At 70.7% G+C, this 16,522-nt stretch carries 11 protein-coding genes; 8 read left to right on the top strand and 3 right to left on the bottom strand.

Going from position 1 to position 16,522, the window contains the following annotated elements:
* Window positions 1-146: 146 nt before the first annotated feature.
* On the top strand, window positions 147-1,067 hold the full coding sequence (locus AB0389_RS21875) for an ion transporter (protein ID WP_366397111.1): 921 nt from the start codon (window positions 147-149) through the stop codon (window positions 1,065-1,067).
* Between the two features lie 22 nt (window positions 1,068-1,089).
* Here AB0389_RS21875 and AB0389_RS21880 read toward each other — a convergent pair whose 3' ends face one another.
* Window positions 1,090-1,896 carry an SAM-dependent methyltransferase gene (locus AB0389_RS21880; RefSeq protein ID WP_366397112.1) on the bottom strand — a complete coding sequence of 269 codons (807 nt, stop codon included), beginning with the start codon at window positions 1,894-1,896 and terminating at the stop codon, window positions 1,090-1,092.
* A gap of 302 nt (window positions 1,897-2,198) precedes the next feature.
* Between AB0389_RS21880 and AB0389_RS21885 the strand changes: the two genes are divergently transcribed.
* The 3 genes from AB0389_RS21885 (at window position 2,199) to AB0389_RS21895 (ending at window position 4,924) form a co-directional block, all read left to right on the top strand.
* Complete coding sequence (locus AB0389_RS21885; protein ID WP_366397113.1) at window positions 2,199-2,837, top strand: sigma-70 family RNA polymerase sigma factor; 639 nt, start codon at window positions 2,199-2,201, stop codon at window positions 2,835-2,837.
* Between the two features lie 4 nt (window positions 2,838-2,841).
* Entirely contained in the window at window positions 2,842-3,579 is a 738-nt protein-coding gene (locus AB0389_RS21890) for a hypothetical protein (protein ID WP_366397114.1), read from the top strand.
* 136 nt (window positions 3,580-3,715) lie between these two features.
* Window positions 3,716-4,924, top strand: coding sequence for an MFS transporter (locus AB0389_RS21895; protein ID WP_366397115.1), 1,209 nt, complete (start codon window positions 3,716-3,718; stop codon window positions 4,922-4,924).
* 110 nt (window positions 4,925-5,034) lie between these two features.
* Here AB0389_RS21895 and AB0389_RS21900 read toward each other — a convergent pair whose 3' ends face one another.
* Window positions 5,035-6,600 (bottom strand): M4 family metallopeptidase, encoded by a 1,566-nt coding sequence (locus AB0389_RS21900; protein WP_366397148.1) that lies wholly within the window; start codon window positions 6,598-6,600, stop codon window positions 5,035-5,037.
* Between the two features lie 461 nt (window positions 6,601-7,061).
* The gene (locus AB0389_RS21905) at window positions 7,062-10,019 is read right to left on the bottom strand and encodes a glycoside hydrolase family 48 protein (RefSeq protein ID WP_366397116.1); all 2,958 of its coding nucleotides are present in this window, start codon (window positions 10,017-10,019) and stop codon (window positions 7,062-7,064) included.
* Between the two features lie 257 nt (window positions 10,020-10,276).
* On the opposite strand from AB0389_RS21905, the gene AB0389_RS21910 reads away from it, so the two are divergent.
* The 4 genes from AB0389_RS21910 to AB0389_RS21925 all read left to right on the top strand — a co-directional run bounded on the left by AB0389_RS21910 (window position 10,277) and on the right by AB0389_RS21925 (window position 16,512).
* A complete protein-coding gene (locus AB0389_RS21910) occupies window positions 10,277-11,776 on the top strand; it encodes a cellulase family glycosylhydrolase (protein WP_366397117.1) in 1,500 nt (499 codons plus the stop codon).
* The gene (locus AB0389_RS21915; RefSeq protein ID WP_366397118.1) at window positions 11,773-13,500 is read left to right on the top strand and encodes a glycoside hydrolase family 6 protein; all 1,728 of its coding nucleotides are present in this window, start codon (window positions 11,773-11,775) and stop codon (window positions 13,498-13,500) included. Before AB0389_RS21910 ends, AB0389_RS21915 begins: the two co-directional genes overlap by 4 nt.
* 229 nt (window positions 13,501-13,729) lie before the next feature.
* Window positions 13,730-16,372, top strand: coding sequence for a class III lanthionine synthetase LanKC (lanKC, locus tag AB0389_RS21920; protein WP_366397119.1), 2,643 nt, complete (start codon window positions 13,730-13,732; stop codon window positions 16,370-16,372).
* A 14-nt stretch (window positions 16,373-16,386) separates the two neighbouring features.
* Window positions 16,387-16,512 carry a SapB/AmfS family lanthipeptide gene (locus tag AB0389_RS21925; protein ID WP_366397120.1) on the top strand — a complete coding sequence of 42 codons (126 nt, stop codon included), beginning with the start codon at window positions 16,387-16,389 and terminating at the stop codon, window positions 16,510-16,512.
* The last annotated feature ends 10 nt before the right edge of the window (window positions 16,513-16,522 follow it).

A 16,522-nucleotide genomic window follows, 5' to 3' on the forward strand; every position in this document is an offset into this window, starting at 1 on the left:
CCCCTCGGCCGGCGGCCGGTGCCCCGCCCCGGGCGCCGGCCGCCCCTTCCGCTCCGCCCGCTCCGCTCTTTCCGCCCCTGCCGGTCGTGATGTACACGTAATCTTCACGTGTACACGCACGTCCGCGAGAAAAACAGGTTCAGCTCATGTCCAACGGGACGCGTCCATTACGTTCATCGGCCCTCGCCGAGCGCAGTCGGCGCGTCGTGGAGTCCGACGGCTTCAACCTCGCGGTGTTCTGCCTGATCGTCGGCAACGCCGGGCTGCTGGGGATCGAGACGTACAGCGGTGCGGTCGGCCAGTGGCGGGGTGAACTGAAGGCCGCCGAGCATGTGTTCCTCGCCGCGTTCACCGCGGAGATCCTGCTGCGCGCCGCCGCCTGCGCGGACCGTCCCCGGGACTTCTTCCGCGATCCGTGGAACCTCTTCGACGTCGTGGTCGTCGTGCTGGCGCTGACGCCGTTCGCGCGCGAGAACGCCACCATGCTGCGGCTGCTGCGGCTCGCCCGGGTGCTGCGCGCGGCCCGTTTCCTGCCCCAGCTGCGCATCGTGATCGTCGCGGTCGGCAAGAGCCTGCCGGGGACGGTGAGTTTCGTCCTGGTGGGCGCGCTGCTGCTGTACGTGTACGCGATGGTGGGCTGGGTGTTCTTCGGCCGCGAGGACCCCGAGCACTACGGCTCGCTGGGGCGTGCGGTGCTGACGCTCTTTCTGCTGATGACGCTGGACGGGCTCGGGGACGCGGTGCGCGGCGGGCTGGAGATATCCCGCTGGAGCATCGTCTACTTCGCTTCGTTCGTGCTGCTGGGGTCGTTCGTGCTCGTCAATCTGCTGGTCGGGGTGGTCATCACCTCGCTGGAGGAGGCGCGTGAGCTGGAGGACGACCGGGCGAGGGATGTCGCGCTGACCGGCGCGATCGGCCCCGGGGACCCCTCGGCGCTGCTGCTGGCGCGGATCGAGGCGGCCCGCCGTGCGCTGGACGAGGTCGAGGCCGGACTGGCCGCCGCGCGCCCGCACCTGCGCGCCGGGGCGGCCGACGAGCGGCGGGCGGTCGGCGTACCCGATCGGTGAGTGACGGCCGACGGCGGGCCGGTCAGGGCTTGCGGGCCACGCCCGCGTAGCTGGACGCCTCCGCGGCGGTGTGGTGCTCGCTGCCGTCGCCCGGGTCGGGGCGCCACCGGTGGGAGGAGACGATGCCGGGTTCGAGCAGCTCCCAGCCGGCGAAGAAGCGTTCGATCTCCGCGCGGTCGCGCACCCGTACCACCGTCCCCGCGGCGCGGTACGTGGCGACGACGCGCGCCATGCCCTCGGGGTCGAACTCGGGTGTGCCGTGCGCGATCGCGAGGGTGGAGCCCGACGGCAGCGCGTCCTTGAGGAGTTCGACGATGTCGCGGGCGGCGCCGTCGTCCGGTACGAAGTGCAGCAGCGCGTTGAGGCTGAGGGCGATGGGGCGGGTGAAGTCGAGTGTGGCACCGACCTGTTCGGCCGCCAGCAGGGCCTCGGGCTCGGTGACATCGCCGTGCACGTACGCGGTGCGCCCCTCGGGGCTGCTGTGGAGCAGCGCGCGGGCGTGGGCCAGCACGATCGGGTCGTTGTCGGTGTAGACGACGCGGGCGTGCGGCACTTCCCGCTGGGCGATCTCGTGGAGGTTCGGCGAGGTGGGGATGCCCGTCCCGATGTCGAGGAACTGGGTCAGCCCGGCCGCGGCGAGATGGCGGACGGACCGGTGCATGAACCGGCGGTTGATCCGGGCGGCGGTCGGCGCGTGCGGAAAGGCGGCCACGGTACGGTCCCCGGCCTCCCGGTCGGCGGGGAAGTTGGTCGTCCCGCCCAGGTAGTAGTCGTACATCCGCGCGGAGTGCGCCCGGTCCAGCTCCAGATCCACTACGCCGTCACCCATGGTCCGCCCCCGCCCTCGCCCTCGGCCGCCACCCGGGTAACTGCCCAGCGCGCTGTCCGGACAACCGTGCGAGGTGTCAATCCTCTTTACAGAGGGGCCTCATGAGGAGTGAGGTGGGAGAGGAAAGAGCAACACACCTCCCCCTTATCTCAGTAGTCGTATCATCACTATCGGCAAGGTACCCCGGGCGTGCCGTGAGCATCGAGGGCGCGTATCGGGTTGGCTGACAGGTGAGAGGACACACCTCTCGCGCCGACGCTCTCCGCCGTGGAGCGGCGCGGCGCCCAGGGAACGGGGCCTCCGTGCAGGTTGATCCGAATGTCACGGCGGCCCGGGGCTCCTCGCCCGCGGCGGCCCCAGGACCGCTCCTTCCCGGCGATGCGCTTCCCGGCCAACTCCCCGAGCGCCGGCTGGCACTGACCTTCGACGCCTTCGACGCGCACCACCACACCCTCTGGCTGCGCTACGCGCACACCCAGGTCGGTGGCCGGGCCGCCGCGGAGCGCGTGGTGGACGCCACCTGCGCCCGGCTGCTGGAACACTGGCCCCATGTCCTGACGCAGGAGTCGGTGGCCCGGTACGCCTGGGCCGTCCTCAAGGAGGAGGTGGCCCAGTGGCTGGAGGCGCACGGACGCGAACCGGCGCTCGTCGGCACCGCCGCCTTCCGGGCCGCGATCCGTAAGCTCCTGCGGCCCGGGGCACGCGATCGGTTCGCCGTGCTCCAGGGCGAGATCGGGCTGTACGCGGCCATCGCCCGGCTCCCCGAGCGGCAGTACGACGCGATCGTGCTGCGCCATGTCCTGCGGGTCCCGGACGAGACCGTCGCCGAGTATCTGGGCGTCGAGCTGGCCACCGTACGGTCCCAGGTACGGCACGCGCGACGGCGGCTGGCCAGGGAGCTCGACTTACCGGAGACCGAGAACGAGACGGAGGAGGAGTAACACTGTGCGCCGCACCGACGACCCCACCCCCGGTGCCACCGTCGATCTGCTGCTGGACGACGCGGAAGTCCTGCACGACACCTACGACGAACGCGACACCGAAGCCGCCCGCCGACGCCGGGCCGCACCCCCTACGGACGGTACGGACGGTACGGACGGTACGGACGCGCCGGGTGGTACGGCGGTCCCCCACCGCTTCCCCTCGGCCCACGAACAGGCCGCCCACGATCTGAACCTCGCCGTCGCCCTCGTCCTGAACGCGCCCGAGGCCGCCGGCGCGCTGACCCGGCTGGTCGACCAGGACCGTATCGACCCGGAGGGCGCCGTCGTCTTCGCCGCGCTGCTCCAGCTGACCGGGCACCACGAGGCGGCGCGGTTCTGGTGGCAGTTCGCCGCCGGCGGCGGTAACCGGACGGCGGCGTTCTGCCTCTTCCTCACGCATCGCCGCAGCGCCGAGTTCAAGGACGCCGCCTACTGGCGCGCGCAGTCCCGCCGGCTGCCGGGCCGCCCCGTACCGCCGGGACCGCCCGTGCCCGCCGCACCGGCGCCGACGCTCTCGGCGCTGCTGCCGGAGGCCGTCAGGCACGACCTGATCGGCCAGTGCCACCGGGGGCGGCACCCGAGTCTGCCGGCCTCGCTGGAGGCCGTGATCAACCGGCTGCGCGTGGACGGCGACGACGAGGACTTCGGCGAGGTTCCGCAGCCCGGCGCCGGGCTGGCGGACGAGCTGTCCGACCGCTGAGCGGGCCCGGGCCGTGCCCCTTACGCCGGTCCCGGGTGGTGCGGCGCCCCCGCGTACGCGTTGATGGAGGCAGGCGCGCGCCCTTCCGACGGGCGGTGGAGCGCTTCCGTCCAGGACCGAGGGGGCCGGCTGCCCGATGCGAGACCGGACGGAGCACGACCGCGGCGCGGGCCGGTGGCGGCCGGGATATCCGGTGGCCGCCGCGGTCTTCGCCGTCGGCATGGCCGGGACGACCCTGCCGACCCCGCTGTACGGGCTCTACCGGGAGCGGCTCGGCTTTTCGGAGCTGATGGTGACGGTGGTCTTCGCCGTCTACGCCCTCGGGGTGATCGCCACCCTGCTGCTCGCCGGGAGCGTCTCCGACGAGGTGGGCCGCCGGCCGGTGCTGCTGTGCGCGCTGGGGCTGTCGGCGGCGAGCGCCCTGTGTTTCCTCTTCGAGGGCGGCCTGCCGGCGCTCTTCGCGGGCCGGCTGCTCTCGGGCTTCGCCGCCGGTCTGCTGAGCGGCGCCGCGACCGTCACCGTACTGGAGCTGGCCCCGCCCGGCCGGCGGGCACGCGCCGGGCTGGCCGCGACGGCCGCGAACATGGGCGGTCTGGGGTGCGGGCCGCTGCTGGCCGGGCTGCTCGCGCAGTACGCGCCGTGGCCGCTGCGGCTGCCGTTCCTGGCGCATCTGGCGCTGCTGGCGGGCGCGGCCGTACTGACCTGGTCCCTGCCGGAGACGGTCGCGCACCGGGTGCGCCGGCCCCGGATGCGGGCGCCGGGGCTGACGGTGCCGCCCGAGGTGCGGGGGGTGTTCGTGCCGTCGGCGCTCGCGGCGTTCGGCGGGTTCGCGCTGCTGGGGCTCTTCACGGCGGTGGCGCCGTCCTTTGTCGCGCAGACGCTGGGGGTCCGAAATCTGGCCGTCTCCGGCGCGATCGTGTTCTCCGTCTTCCTGGCCTCGACCGCCGGGCAGGCGCTGATGGGGCGGGTGGGGGTACGGGCGGGGCTGCCGGCCGGGTGTCTCGTACTGGTGGCGGGGCTGGTGCTGGTGGGCGCCTCGCTGCTGGCCGAGTCACTGGCGCTGCTCGTGGCGGGCGCGCTGTGCGGCGGTCTCGGTCAGGGGCTCGCCTTCCGGGCCGGGCTGACGGCGGTCAGCGGGGCCGCGCCGCCCGGGCACCGGGGCGGCACCGTCTCGGCGTTCTTCGTGATCGCGTATCTGGGTATCTCGGTGCCGGTCGTCGGCGTGGGCGCGCTGACGGTGTGGCTGGGGCTGCGCGGGGCGGGGCTGGTCTTCACGGCCGCGGCGATCGTCCTGGTCGCGGCCATCGGGCTGTATCTGCTGCGCCGTCCGGCGGCCGAGGACTGACCCGGCCGGCCGGGTGCGTACGCGGTCCCCCGTACGCGCGAGGGCCCGCGCGTGGTGAGACGCGCGGGCCCAAGCCCCGTGGCGCCGGCAGCGGGTGCCGGCAGCCGGTGTCAGCTGACGTTGATCGCGGTCCAGGTGGCCGCGACCGCCTTGTACTCGGTGCTGGTCGTGCCGTACAGGGCGCCCGCCGCGCTGAGGGTCGCGGTGCGCGCCCCGGCGTACTTGGTGGTGGACGTCATGTACGTGGTGAGGGCCTTGTACCAGATCGCGACGGCCTTGTCCCGGCCGATGCCGGCGAGCGTGGAGCCGTCGTACGTCGGGCTGTTGTAGCTCACGCCGTTGATGGTCTTCGCGCCGCTGCCCTCGGACAGCAGGTAGAAGAAGTGGTTGGCGGGGCCGGACGAGTAGTGGACGTCCACGTTGCCGAGCGTGGACGACCAGTAGTCGCGCGACGCGCCGTCCTTGCTGGGCTTGTCCTGGTAGCGCAGCGGCGTGCCGTTGCCGTTGATGTCGATCTGCTCGCCGATCAGGTAGTTGCCCGGCGCGGCGGAGTTGGCGGCGTAGAACTCGACGGCGGTGGCGAGGATGTCCGAGGTGGCCTCGTTGAGGCCGCCGGACTCACCGCTGTAGGTGAGGTTGGCCGTGGCGGCGGTGACGCCGTGGGTCATCTCGTGGGCGGCCACGTCGATCGAGGTCAGCGGGTGCGTGTTGCTGGCGCCGTCGCCGTACGTCATGCAGAAGCAGCTGTCGCTCCAGAACGCGTTGACGTAGCTGCTGCCGTAGTGGGCGCGGGAGTAGGACGCGACACCGTTGTTCTTGATGCCGTTGCGGCCGAGGACGTTCTTGTAGAAGTCCCAGGTCTTGCCGGCGCCGTAGTGGACGTCGACACCGGCGGTCAGCCGGCCGCCCGACCACACGTCGCTGGAGTTGGTGAAGAGGGTGCCGGTGCCCGAGGTGCCCTGGTTCAGGTCGTACGTCTTGTGCCCGCCGCGGGTGCCGTCGGTCAGGCTGTACGTGCTGCCGCTCAGGGTCGTGCCGATGGTGACCGTGCCGTTGTACTTGCCGGTGCCGGTGCCCGTCTCGATGGCCTCGTCGCGGAACAGCTCCTTGCCGGTGGCCGCGTCGGTGATGACGTGCAGCTCGCTCGGTGTGCTGTCGGGCTGGAAGCCCTCGACGACGGTCTCGTAGGCGAGGACGGGCTTGCCGTCGGCCGCCCAGATCACCTTGCGGGGGGCGTCCTCGGCGGCGGCCTCGGTGGTCTGCTCGGCGGAGGCGGCCTTGAGCGCCGTCGCCTTCGCGGCCTTCGGGGCGACCTCGGCGGTGGTCGAGGGCACGGCTATGCGGGCGGAGACCGCCTTGGTCACGGTGTCCTTGCCGTTGGGGGCGGCGTGGACGACGAGGTCGCCGCCGAGGACGGGGAGTCCGGCGTACGTCCGCTCGTAGCGGGTGTGGACCGTGCCGTCGGCGTCCTCGATGACGTCCCGGACGACGAGCTTCTCCTGGGCGCCGAGGCCGAGGGACGCCGCCTGGCCGGGGGCGTCCGCCTGGGCCGCCTTGATGGCCGTCACGCGCTCACCGGGCGTCAGTTCCACCGCGGTGGCGCCGAGCGGGCGGGCGGTCACGGCGTCGTCGGGCTGGGCGGTGGCGGTGCCCGACTGCACGCCGACGACCACCATGGCGGCGGACGCGACGAGCGCCGAGACGCGCAGGGTGGTCTTGCGGCGGGTGGTGCTGCGGGGGGTGGAAGCTACGAGTCTCACTCAGTCTCCAAGAGTGTCGGGCCGTTCGATGGGCGGCCCTGTGTGGGGAAGCGATGGCCTTAGGGGTGAGGCCACCGCCCGTTGGGACGTGAATGTGCGGATGCCACGGAGCAGTTCACCGCACGGTCTACGCGCGGTGAACCGTCCAGAGAGTGGCATCGAATCGACTCGTTCGGACAGATACGAAACGAGAATTTGACCGTGTCTTGTCAATATCAAGTGGCGATAACGCATCAAACAGACGTAAAGCAGGGGCACTTGAGATGACCGGAGAGGGAGATGACCGGAGGGAGACGTCCGGACATGGAGACGGAGGGCCCCGGCGGGCGACAGCCGGGACCCTCCGCGTCATGGGGGCGCGGTTCCTCCGCTCCGCGCTACTCGAAGAGTTCCGCGTACGAGCCGAGCGCGAGCGCGATGTCCGCCTGCGCCCAGAACCGGTGGTAGGTGAAGGTCGGCGCGGCGCCGCCCTTCAGATACGCCTCGACCTTGGACCAGGCCGGGTCGCTCTTGTAGAAGGAGCGGATCGACGCGAAGGTGGAGGCGGAGTTGATCGCGTCACCGTTCGGCATGGCGCCGGTCCAGCCGCTCGGCACGTACACCGGGTCGTTGAAGCGGCTGTAGTCGGACCGGGTCTCGGGGACCGCGATGCCCAGGGCGTCCCGGTGGTGGTCCCACATGCCGTCGAGCAGCGCCTTGGCCGTGGTCCTGGCGGCGGTGTTGCCGGACTTCGCCGCGTAGTAGGAGAGGGTCTTGGCGTACGCGGCGGCCACGCCGACATCGTTCGTGTAGTCGGCGACGGTGACGTGCAGTCCGGTGTTGGCGCCGGGCGTCGTGGCGTTCCAGGTGTCCGGCTTGCCGGTCCACTGGAGGGTCGACGGGATCTGGTACGTACCGTCCGGGTTGATGGTGGTCTTGGACAGGGCCCAGCTCACCCACTTGTCCAGCACGGTCTTGGCGGCGCTGTCACCGGTCTGGTGGTAGTACTCCGCGACGCGCTCCATGGACCACGCCTGGAAGCCGAACCACTGGTTGGACGGCGGGTCGTGGTAGACGGGGGCCTCGTCGTAGTACATGCCGTAGAAGGTGGGGGTGCCCGCCGGGGGCTGGGCGTGACGGCCCTGCCAGCTGTTGGTGGCGCCGCCGGCGATGCCGCCCTCGGAGGACTGGAGCCAGCGGTAGAACTCCACCTGGCGCTTGAGACTGGTGGTCCAGTCCTGCTGGCCGGTGGCCGACTTGGGCTTGAGGTCGGCGTACGAGCTGAGCGCCCAGGCCGCCATCGGGTTCTGGTAGCCGCCGTGGGCGTGGCTGGAGCCGATGCGCCAGGCCCAGCCTGCCGAGGTGTCGGTGGCGCCGCCCCAGGCGTAGTACCAGGACAGCAGGTAGTGGGAGCTGTTCTTGCCGCTGCCCGCGGGGCAGGCGGTCTCCCCTACACAGTCACCGATCTTCTTGAAGTACTTGTCGTACATGGCGTAGCGGAGGTAGTCGCCCATCTTGGCCGCCTTGGCGACGTTCGCGGCGACCTGGCTGCCCTTGCCCTGCTCCTTGGCCCACTCGGAGGCCCAGTAGGCGGCCTGGACCACGCGGGCGTCGGCGTCGGGGGCGTTGGTGAACTTCCACTGCTTGGCGTAGGAGGCGTCGCCGGTGAACAGGTCCAGATAGCCGTTCGTGCCGCCGTACTTGAAGGCGTCACAGGTCGGCTGGGTCACGGTCTCCCAGACGCTCTCCTGCGGTCCGCGCTGGAAGGTGTTGATGTACGAGGGGCCCTTGTCGGCCGGGCCCGCCTCGCACTTGCCGGGCGAGTTGCCGAAGCCGTAGACGTTGTCGACGTCCTGGATCCAGTGCATGCCGTAGATGTCGTCGGTGCCGTAGGCGCTCTTCAGCTCGGCGGCGATCGGGTCGTTGCCGACCGGGACATTGCTGTTGAGCTGCGAGGGGTACTGCGAGGGCTGGTCCCACTCGGGCGCGTAGGTGGCCGGCTTCGACGCGTTGTAGAAGCTGTTGGTCGGCTGGTCGGCGTGGGTGGGGATCATGTACTTCTCCATGATGTCCCAGGCGCCGTTGAACTTGGTCCAGTCGCCGGTGACCTTGCCGTACATGGCCTGGAGCCAGATCAGATAGCTGTACGCCTCCGAGGTCGTCTCGTGGCCGTGGTCGGGCGCCTCGACGATGAGGGTCTCGACCGAGTGGTACGGGACGCCGTCCGGCGAGAAGTAGCCGGCGGCCGGGTCGGTGATCTTGCCGTACAGCTCCAGGAACCGCGCGTCGTAGGTGCCCGCGGCGGCCAGCTGGGTGACGGTGACATCGGCCTTCGTCTGCCCGGCCGCGGTCGCGGTGAAGGTGGCGGCGCCGGTGCCGGTGGCCGCGGCGGTGATGGTCACCGTCTGCGCGGTGTTCCAGTTGGCGGTGGTGAAGGTGAGACTGGCGCCACCGGTGACACTGAGGCCGGTGTTACCCGCTGTGCGGGCGACGGTGACATTCACACCGGCCGTCGGCTGGGTGGAGAGCTTCACCGTGAAGGTGCCCGTCGTCCCCTGCCGCACGCCCAGTTGGGTGGGAGTGGCGACCAGCGAGGGGCCCGCGACGACCCGTACGCCGACCGGGGTCGACTCGGCCGAGGCGCCCTGGCCGTCGTACGCCTTGGCGTACAAGGAGTGGTCACCGGCGGGGACGTTCGTGTAGTCGAAGGTGTACGGCGAGGTGGTGTCGGTGCCCAGGAGCACCGTGTCGCTGTAGAACTCGACCTTGGCGATGCCCGCGCCGTCGGCGGCGGCGGCCGTGGCGGCCATGGGGATGGTGCCGCCCGCGGTGAACACCGCGCCGGGGGCCGGGCTGGTCAGCACGGCGATGGGCGGCTGATGCGCGCCGGTGCAGGTCACACCGTTGACGGCGAAGACGGTGGGGGCGGCGTTGGTGCCGCTGTAGTTGAAGTTGGCGCCCGTGGTGGCGGCGGCGCCGGGGGCGATCGTCCCGTTGTGCGAGGCGCTGTTGACGGTGACGTTCCGGCCCGACTGGGTCCAGGTGCCGTTCCAGCCGTTGGTGAGGGTCTGGTTGCCGGCGTACGCGTAGGTCAGTGTCCAGCCGTTGATGGGGTCAGTACCACGATTGGTGATCGTCAGGTCGGCGGTGAAGCCGGATCCCCAGTCGTTCGTCTTGTAGTCGACGCCGCACTGGACGGCGGCGGCCTGCGCGGGGGTGCTGTTGACCGCGGTGAGACCGAGCGGGAGGGACAGGACGGCCGCCAGGGCGGTGAGCAGCCGTCGGGCTCCACGAGGTCGGCGGGGCGTGCGGAAGGGTGCGGGCGAGCCTGGTGGGGAGCCTCGTAAACCGAGCATGGAGGGGTCCTCCTCGCGGTCCGGTGCGGGTGGGGGTGGGGATCGAACCAGTGGGAGCGCTCCCAAGCGTTGAGCGGGACAGTGCACCTGTCAAGTCTTTGAACAAGACGCACGTCCAGCGGAGTTCAGCAATAAAAGTATTCAACGGGACTGTTGACTCAAGCCACTTCGGCGCTACCGTCGAACTCAACCAGTGGGAGCGCTTCCATCAGTCATACGTCGCGTCAGGCGGTGTATCGGCCCCGAGGAGTCGCACCATGCGAGCACCACCGCGCTTAGCCGCGCTGCTGGCCACCACGGCCCTGGCCGTGGGGGGCACCGCCCTGATTCCACCGGCTGCCGCGTCGGGAACCGCGGCAGCCACCTGCACGGTCGAGTACAGCACCACCAGTCAGTGGAACGACGGCTTTCAGGGCGGCGTCACGCTGACGAACAACGGAGCGCCGGTACAGAGCTGGACCCTCACCTTCGACTTTCCCGGAAGCCAGCAGGTGACCCAGGGCTGGAACGGCAAGTGGTCACAGTCCGGCAGGACTGTGACCGTCGTCAACGAGACGTGGAACGGCGCGATCCCCACCGGCGGCTCGATCGGCGCCGGATTCACCGCCAGCTGGTCGGGGTCCAACCCCGCTCCGACCGTCTTCAAGCTGAACGGCGCCACCTGTGACGGGCCGGCCGGGCCCGGTAACCCCACCGACCCGCCGACCGATCCACCGACGGACCCGCCGACCGACCCGGCCGGCGTGCCCCCGAAGCTCCGTGTCTCCGGCAACAAGCTGGTCGACGAGAACGGCGCCACCCGCCGCATGCTCGGAGTCAACCGCTCCGGCGGCGAGTTCATGTGCATCCAGGGTTACGGATTCTTCGACGGCCCCGTCGACGACGCGTCCGTGAAGGCCATCGCCGACTGGAAGGTGAACACCGTGCGGGTGCCCCTCAACGAGGAGTGCTGGCTCGGACTGTCCCACGTCAAGCCGGAGTACTCCGGGGCGAATTACATCGCCGCGGTCAAGGCCTTCGTGGCGAGGCTGAAGGCGCACGGCATCACACCGGTGGTCGAACTGCACTGGACCAACGGCAAGTACACGGGCGGCGACAGCCACTGCCCGGACACCGCGTACGCGACCTGCCAGAAGCCGATGCCCAACGCGCAGTACACACCGGCGTTCTGGAGCTCGGTGGCGAACACGTTCAAGGACGACCCGACGGTGGTCTTCGATCTGTTCAACGAGCCGTTCCCGGACCGGGCGACCAGTAATCTGACGGCCGCGTGGACCTGCTGGCGCGACGGCGGCAGCTGCCCCGGGATCGACTTCCCGGTGGCCGGCATGCAGTCCCTGGTGAACGCGGTACGGGCGACCGGCGCCCAGAACCTGGTCCTGGTGCCGGGACTGGCGTACGGGAACGACATGCGCCAGTGGCTCCAGTACCGGCCGGCCGACCCGGCGGGCAATCTGGCCGCCGCCTGGCACACGTACAACTTCAACACCTGTTCCAACGAGAGCTGCTGGAACGAGCAGCTCGCCCCGGTTCTGGCGCAGGTGCCGCTGGTGGCGGGCGAGATCGGCGAGAACACCTGCGCGCACTCCTATATCGACCGCGTCATGGCCTGGCTCGACGGCAAGGGCGCCTCGTACCTCGGGTGGACCTGGAACACGTGGGACTGTTCCTCGGGCCCCTCTCTGATCAGCGACTACTCCGGCACGCCGACCAACTTCGGCGTGGGACTCCGTGACCATCTGAAGGGAATCTCATGAGCCGCACCACCTTTCCTCCGCGCCGGGCCCGAACGGCGGCCCTGGCCGCGTTCGCCCTGGTCGCCGCGGCGGCCGGCACGGCGACCGGGCTCAGCGGGGCCGCCAGCGCCGCGGCGGCGGGCTGCACCGTCGACTACAAGATCCAGAGCTCCTGGTCCGGCGGCTTCGGCGCCGATGTAACGGTGACCAACACCGGTGACGCGATCAGCAGTTGGAAGCTGGAGTGGAGCTTCGCCGGCAACCAGCAGGTGACCCAGGGCTGGAGCGCCACGATCACCCAGAGCGGCACGGCGGTCTCCGCCACCAATGCCGCCTGGAACGGCTCCCTGGCCACCGGCGGTACCGCCAACTTCGGCTTCAACGGCAATGTCACCGGGACCAACGCGATTCCCACCACGTTCAAGCTCAACGGGGTGACCTGCAATGTGCCCGGCGGCGGGGGCGGCACCACTCCGCCGACCGACCCGCCCACCGGCTCCAGGGTCGACAACCCCTACGCGGGTGCCGGGGTGTACGTGAACCCCGACTGGTCCGCGAAGGCGGCGGCGGAGCCGGGCGGCAGCCGGATCTCCAACCAGCCCACCGGCGTGTGGATGGACCGGATCGCGGCCATCACGGGCACCACCGGCGCCCGGGGACTGCGCGCGCACCTCGACACTGCGCTGGTCCAGGCCGCGGGGAACCCGCTGGTCGTCCAGCTCGTGATCTACAACCTGCCGGGCCGCGACTGCTCCGCGCTCGCCTCCAACGGGGAGCTCGGCCCGACGGAGATCGGCCGCTACCGGACCGAGTACATCGACCCGATCGCCGCGATCCTCGCCGACACCAAGTACGCGAGCCTGCGCATCGTGACGACCGTCGAGATCGACTCGCTGCCCAACCTGGTCACCAACATCTCGCCGCGGGCCACCGCCACCCCGCAGTGTGACGTGATGAAGGCGAACGGCAACTACATCACGGGCGTCGGCTACGCGCTGAACAAGCTCGGCGCCATCCCCAACGTCTACAACTACGTGGACGCGGGACACCACGGCTGGATCGGCTGGGACGACAACTTCAACGCGTCCGCGCAGATCTTCAAGCAGGCCGCGACCGTCTCCGGCAGCGTCAACAACGTCGCCGGCTTCATCGTCAACACCGCCAACTACGGTGCGACGAAGGAGAACAACTTCACCATCAACGACTCCGTGGCCGGCAAGTCGGTCCGTGAGTCCACGTGGGTGGACTGGAACCGGTACGTCGACGAGCAGTCGTTCGCCCAGGCGTTCCGCCAGGAACTGATCAGCGTCGGCTTCAACTCGGACATCGGCATGCTGATCGACACCTCGCGCAACGGCTGGGGCGGTTCGGCCCGGCCCGCCGGCCCCGGCGCGACGACCAGTGTGGACACCTATGTGGACGGCGGACGCTACGACCGCCGGATCCACCTGGGCAACTGGTGCAACCAGTCCGGAGCCGGACTCGGTGAGCGGCCGAGGAGCGCGCCCGCGGCGGGGATCGACGCGTACGTCTGGATGAAGCCCCCGGGCGAGTCCGACGGCTCCAGCTCGCTGATCCCGAACGACCAGGGCAAGGGCTTCGACCGGATGTGCGACCCGACCTACACCGGCAACCCGCGCAACAACAACCACATGTCGGGGGCGCTGGGCAATGCCCCGATCTCGGGTGCCTGGTTCTCGGCTCAGTTCCAGCAGCTGATGACGAACGCCTACCCGGCGCTGTGACGCCGGAGCACGGCGCTCCGCAACACCCGTAACACCGCACCACCGCACGGCGTAACAGCGCACTTCCAGCGGTACGTTCAGCACATTCAGCCCACGCCTGACCGGCGGGCCCCACCCGGGGCCCGCCGGTTACTTGTGCGTAGTCCACGTCGGGGAGGTGACATCGGCGACTGTCCCGCCACTCGTCCGGATGACACGGTTGGCCCTGTCAACAGCCGAGGGGGCCCGAGTGAACAAGGGATACGCCGCATTCTGCGACGCGGACCGGCACTTCTACGACGCGCCGCACCGGCTGCCGTCCGCCGGAGGCGCGGGACACGGAGCCCTGTACGAGGCCGCCCACCGGCCGGCACCGGAGGGCTGGCAGCGCCACCGCGCCGGGGACTGGCTGGCCTGGCGGCCGGTCGACGCCCAACTCCCCGCGCAGGGCTGGAAGATCCATGTCGCGGCCTGTCTGGACAACGCCGAGTCGGTCCTCGAACGGGTCATGGGCTACTGCGTCCCGCGGGGCATCGCCTTCAAGTTCGTGCCGAGCCGGTATCTGCTCCACACCCGTAACGCCAAGTACGCGGACCGCGCGGCCAGCGGCAAGTTCATCACCGTCTACCCGGCCGACGACGAGCGCTGCGGTGTCATCGCCCCGGAGCTGGCCACGCTGCTGGCCGGCGAGGCGGGACCGTACATCCTGAGCGATCTGCGCTGGGGCGAGGGCCCGGTCCATCTGCGGTACGGCGGCTTCACCGAGCGGAGCTGTTACGACGCCGAGGGGCGGCTGCGCCCGGCCGTGGAGGACGCCACGGGCCGGCTCGTACCGGATCAGCGCGGCCCGGCCTTCCGGATACCCGAGTGGGTCACACCGCCTGCCTTTCTCCGGCCGCACCTCGACGCCCGGGACGCGACGACCGTGACCGGTCTGCCGTACACCGTCGAGCGGGCGCTGCACTTCTCCAACGGCGGCGGTGTGTATGTCGGCAGACACCAGGAGACCGGCGAGAAGGTCGTGCTGAAGGAGGCCAGACCGTACGCGGGCCTGGCCGCCGACGGGGCCGACGCTGTGACCCGGCTGGAGCGTGAACAGCGGGCGCTGGAGAGGCTGTCGGGGCTCCCGTACACCCCGGAGGTCCGGGACAGCCTCACCATCGGCGGCCACCGCTTCCTGGTGCTGGAGTTCATCGGGGGCAGACCCCTCAACTCGTTCTTCGCCCGCAGACATCCGCTGATCGACACCGATCCGGACCCGGTGCGGCTCGCCGAGTACACCGAGTGGGCCCTGCGGATCCACCGGCTGGTGGAGGAGGCCGTCGAGGCCGTCCACGCGCGGGGCGTGGTCTTCAACGATCTGCATCTGTTCAACATCATGGTCTCCGAGGACGAGTCGTCCGTGGTGCTCCTCGACTTCGAGGCGGCGGCCCACGTCGATGACAACAGCCGCCAGACCGTGGCAAATCCGGCCTTCGTCGCCCCGGCCGACCGGCGCGGCTTCGATGTCGACCGCTATGCCCTGGCGTGTCTGCGCATCGCGCTCTTCCTGCCGCTGACCAGCCTCTTCATCGTCGACCGGGCGAAGGCCCGGCATCTGGCGGAGATGGTGGCCGAGCGTTTCCCGGTCGAGCGCGCGTTCCTGGACGCGGCCGTGGCCGAGATCCTCCGCGACACCGACACGGGCACCGGCACCGGCACCGGCATCAGCACTGCCCCGGGCACCGCCCTCTCCGGGAGCGGCTATCTGCCGGTCGCTCCTGCCGACTGGCCGGGCGCCGGGGACTCCATGGTGCGGGCGATCCTCGCCTCCGCCTCACCCGACCGGGAGGATCGTTTCTTCCCCGGTGACATCGCCCAGTTCGCCACACCCGGCGGAGGTATGTCCTTCGGGTACGGAACGGCCGGGGTGCTGTACGCGCTGGCCGAGAGCGGCGCCGAGCACTGTGTCCCGGCCGAGGAGTGGCTGCTCCAGCGGGTCAAGGCGCCCGCCTCCGGCACCCCGCTGGGTTTCTACGACGGTCTGGCGGGCGTCGCCTGGACCCTGAACCGGCTGGGACACACCCAAACCGCCCTGGAGACAGTGGATCTGATACTGGATCAGCCCTGGCAGTCGCTGCCGCCCGACTTGCACAGCGGGGCCGCCGGGCTCGGCCTCGCGCTCTGCGCACTGGCGGCCGACACCGGCGACCCGGCGCTGCACGAGGCGTCACTGCGCTGCGCCGAACTGGCCGCCACGGCGGTCGCCGGCGGGCTGCCGCGCGCGGGCCTGCTGCACGGCGCCTCGGGCGTCGCACTGCTCCTGATCCGGCTGTACGAACGCACCGGGGAGGCCGCCCTGCTCGATCTCGCGGCCGACGCCCTGCGCCGCGATCTGGCCCGCTGCAAGCCCGGCATCGGCGGCTCCCTCCAGGTCGACGAGGGCTGGCGCACCATGCCGTACGTCGGCGGGGGCAGTGTGGGTATCGGGATGGTGCTCGACGACTATCTCGCCCACCGCCCCGACGACGGTTTCGAGCGGGCGCGCGACGGCATCGTACGGGCCGCGCAGTCCCACTTCTACGCGCAGCCGGGGCTCTTCCGGGGCGCCGCCGGCATGGTGCTCCACCTCAGCCGCACCACGGCGACGGGTCCGGGCACCGGCACGGAGGGCGTACTGCGGCAGATCACCACCCTGGGCTGGCACGCCATGACGTACCAGGGCCAACTGGCTTTCCCCGGCGAGCAGATGATGCGGCTGTCCATGGATCTGTCCACCGGCACCGCCGGTGTGCTCCTGGCACTGGCCGCGGCCTCGCCCGACTCGACGGCGCACCTGCCGTTCCTTCCGCCGCTCCGGCGGCCCCAGAGCCGGCTCCAGCCAGGAGCCGTAACCAGCACACCGTCCCCATGAGGAAAGGAAGAACCATGAACCTTCTCGACCTGCAGTCGATGGAGATCCCGCAGGAGGAGGCCTTCGGCGAGACGGCCACCGCGAGCTACGCGAGCCTGCTGCTCTGCTTCGGCAGCGCGCTGAGCCTCCTCACCTGCTGACGTCGCCCCG

Source organism: Streptomyces sp. NPDC093109 (assembly GCF_040701725.1).
Classification (GTDB): domain Bacteria; phylum Actinomycetota; class Actinomycetes; order Streptomycetales; family Streptomycetaceae; genus Streptomyces.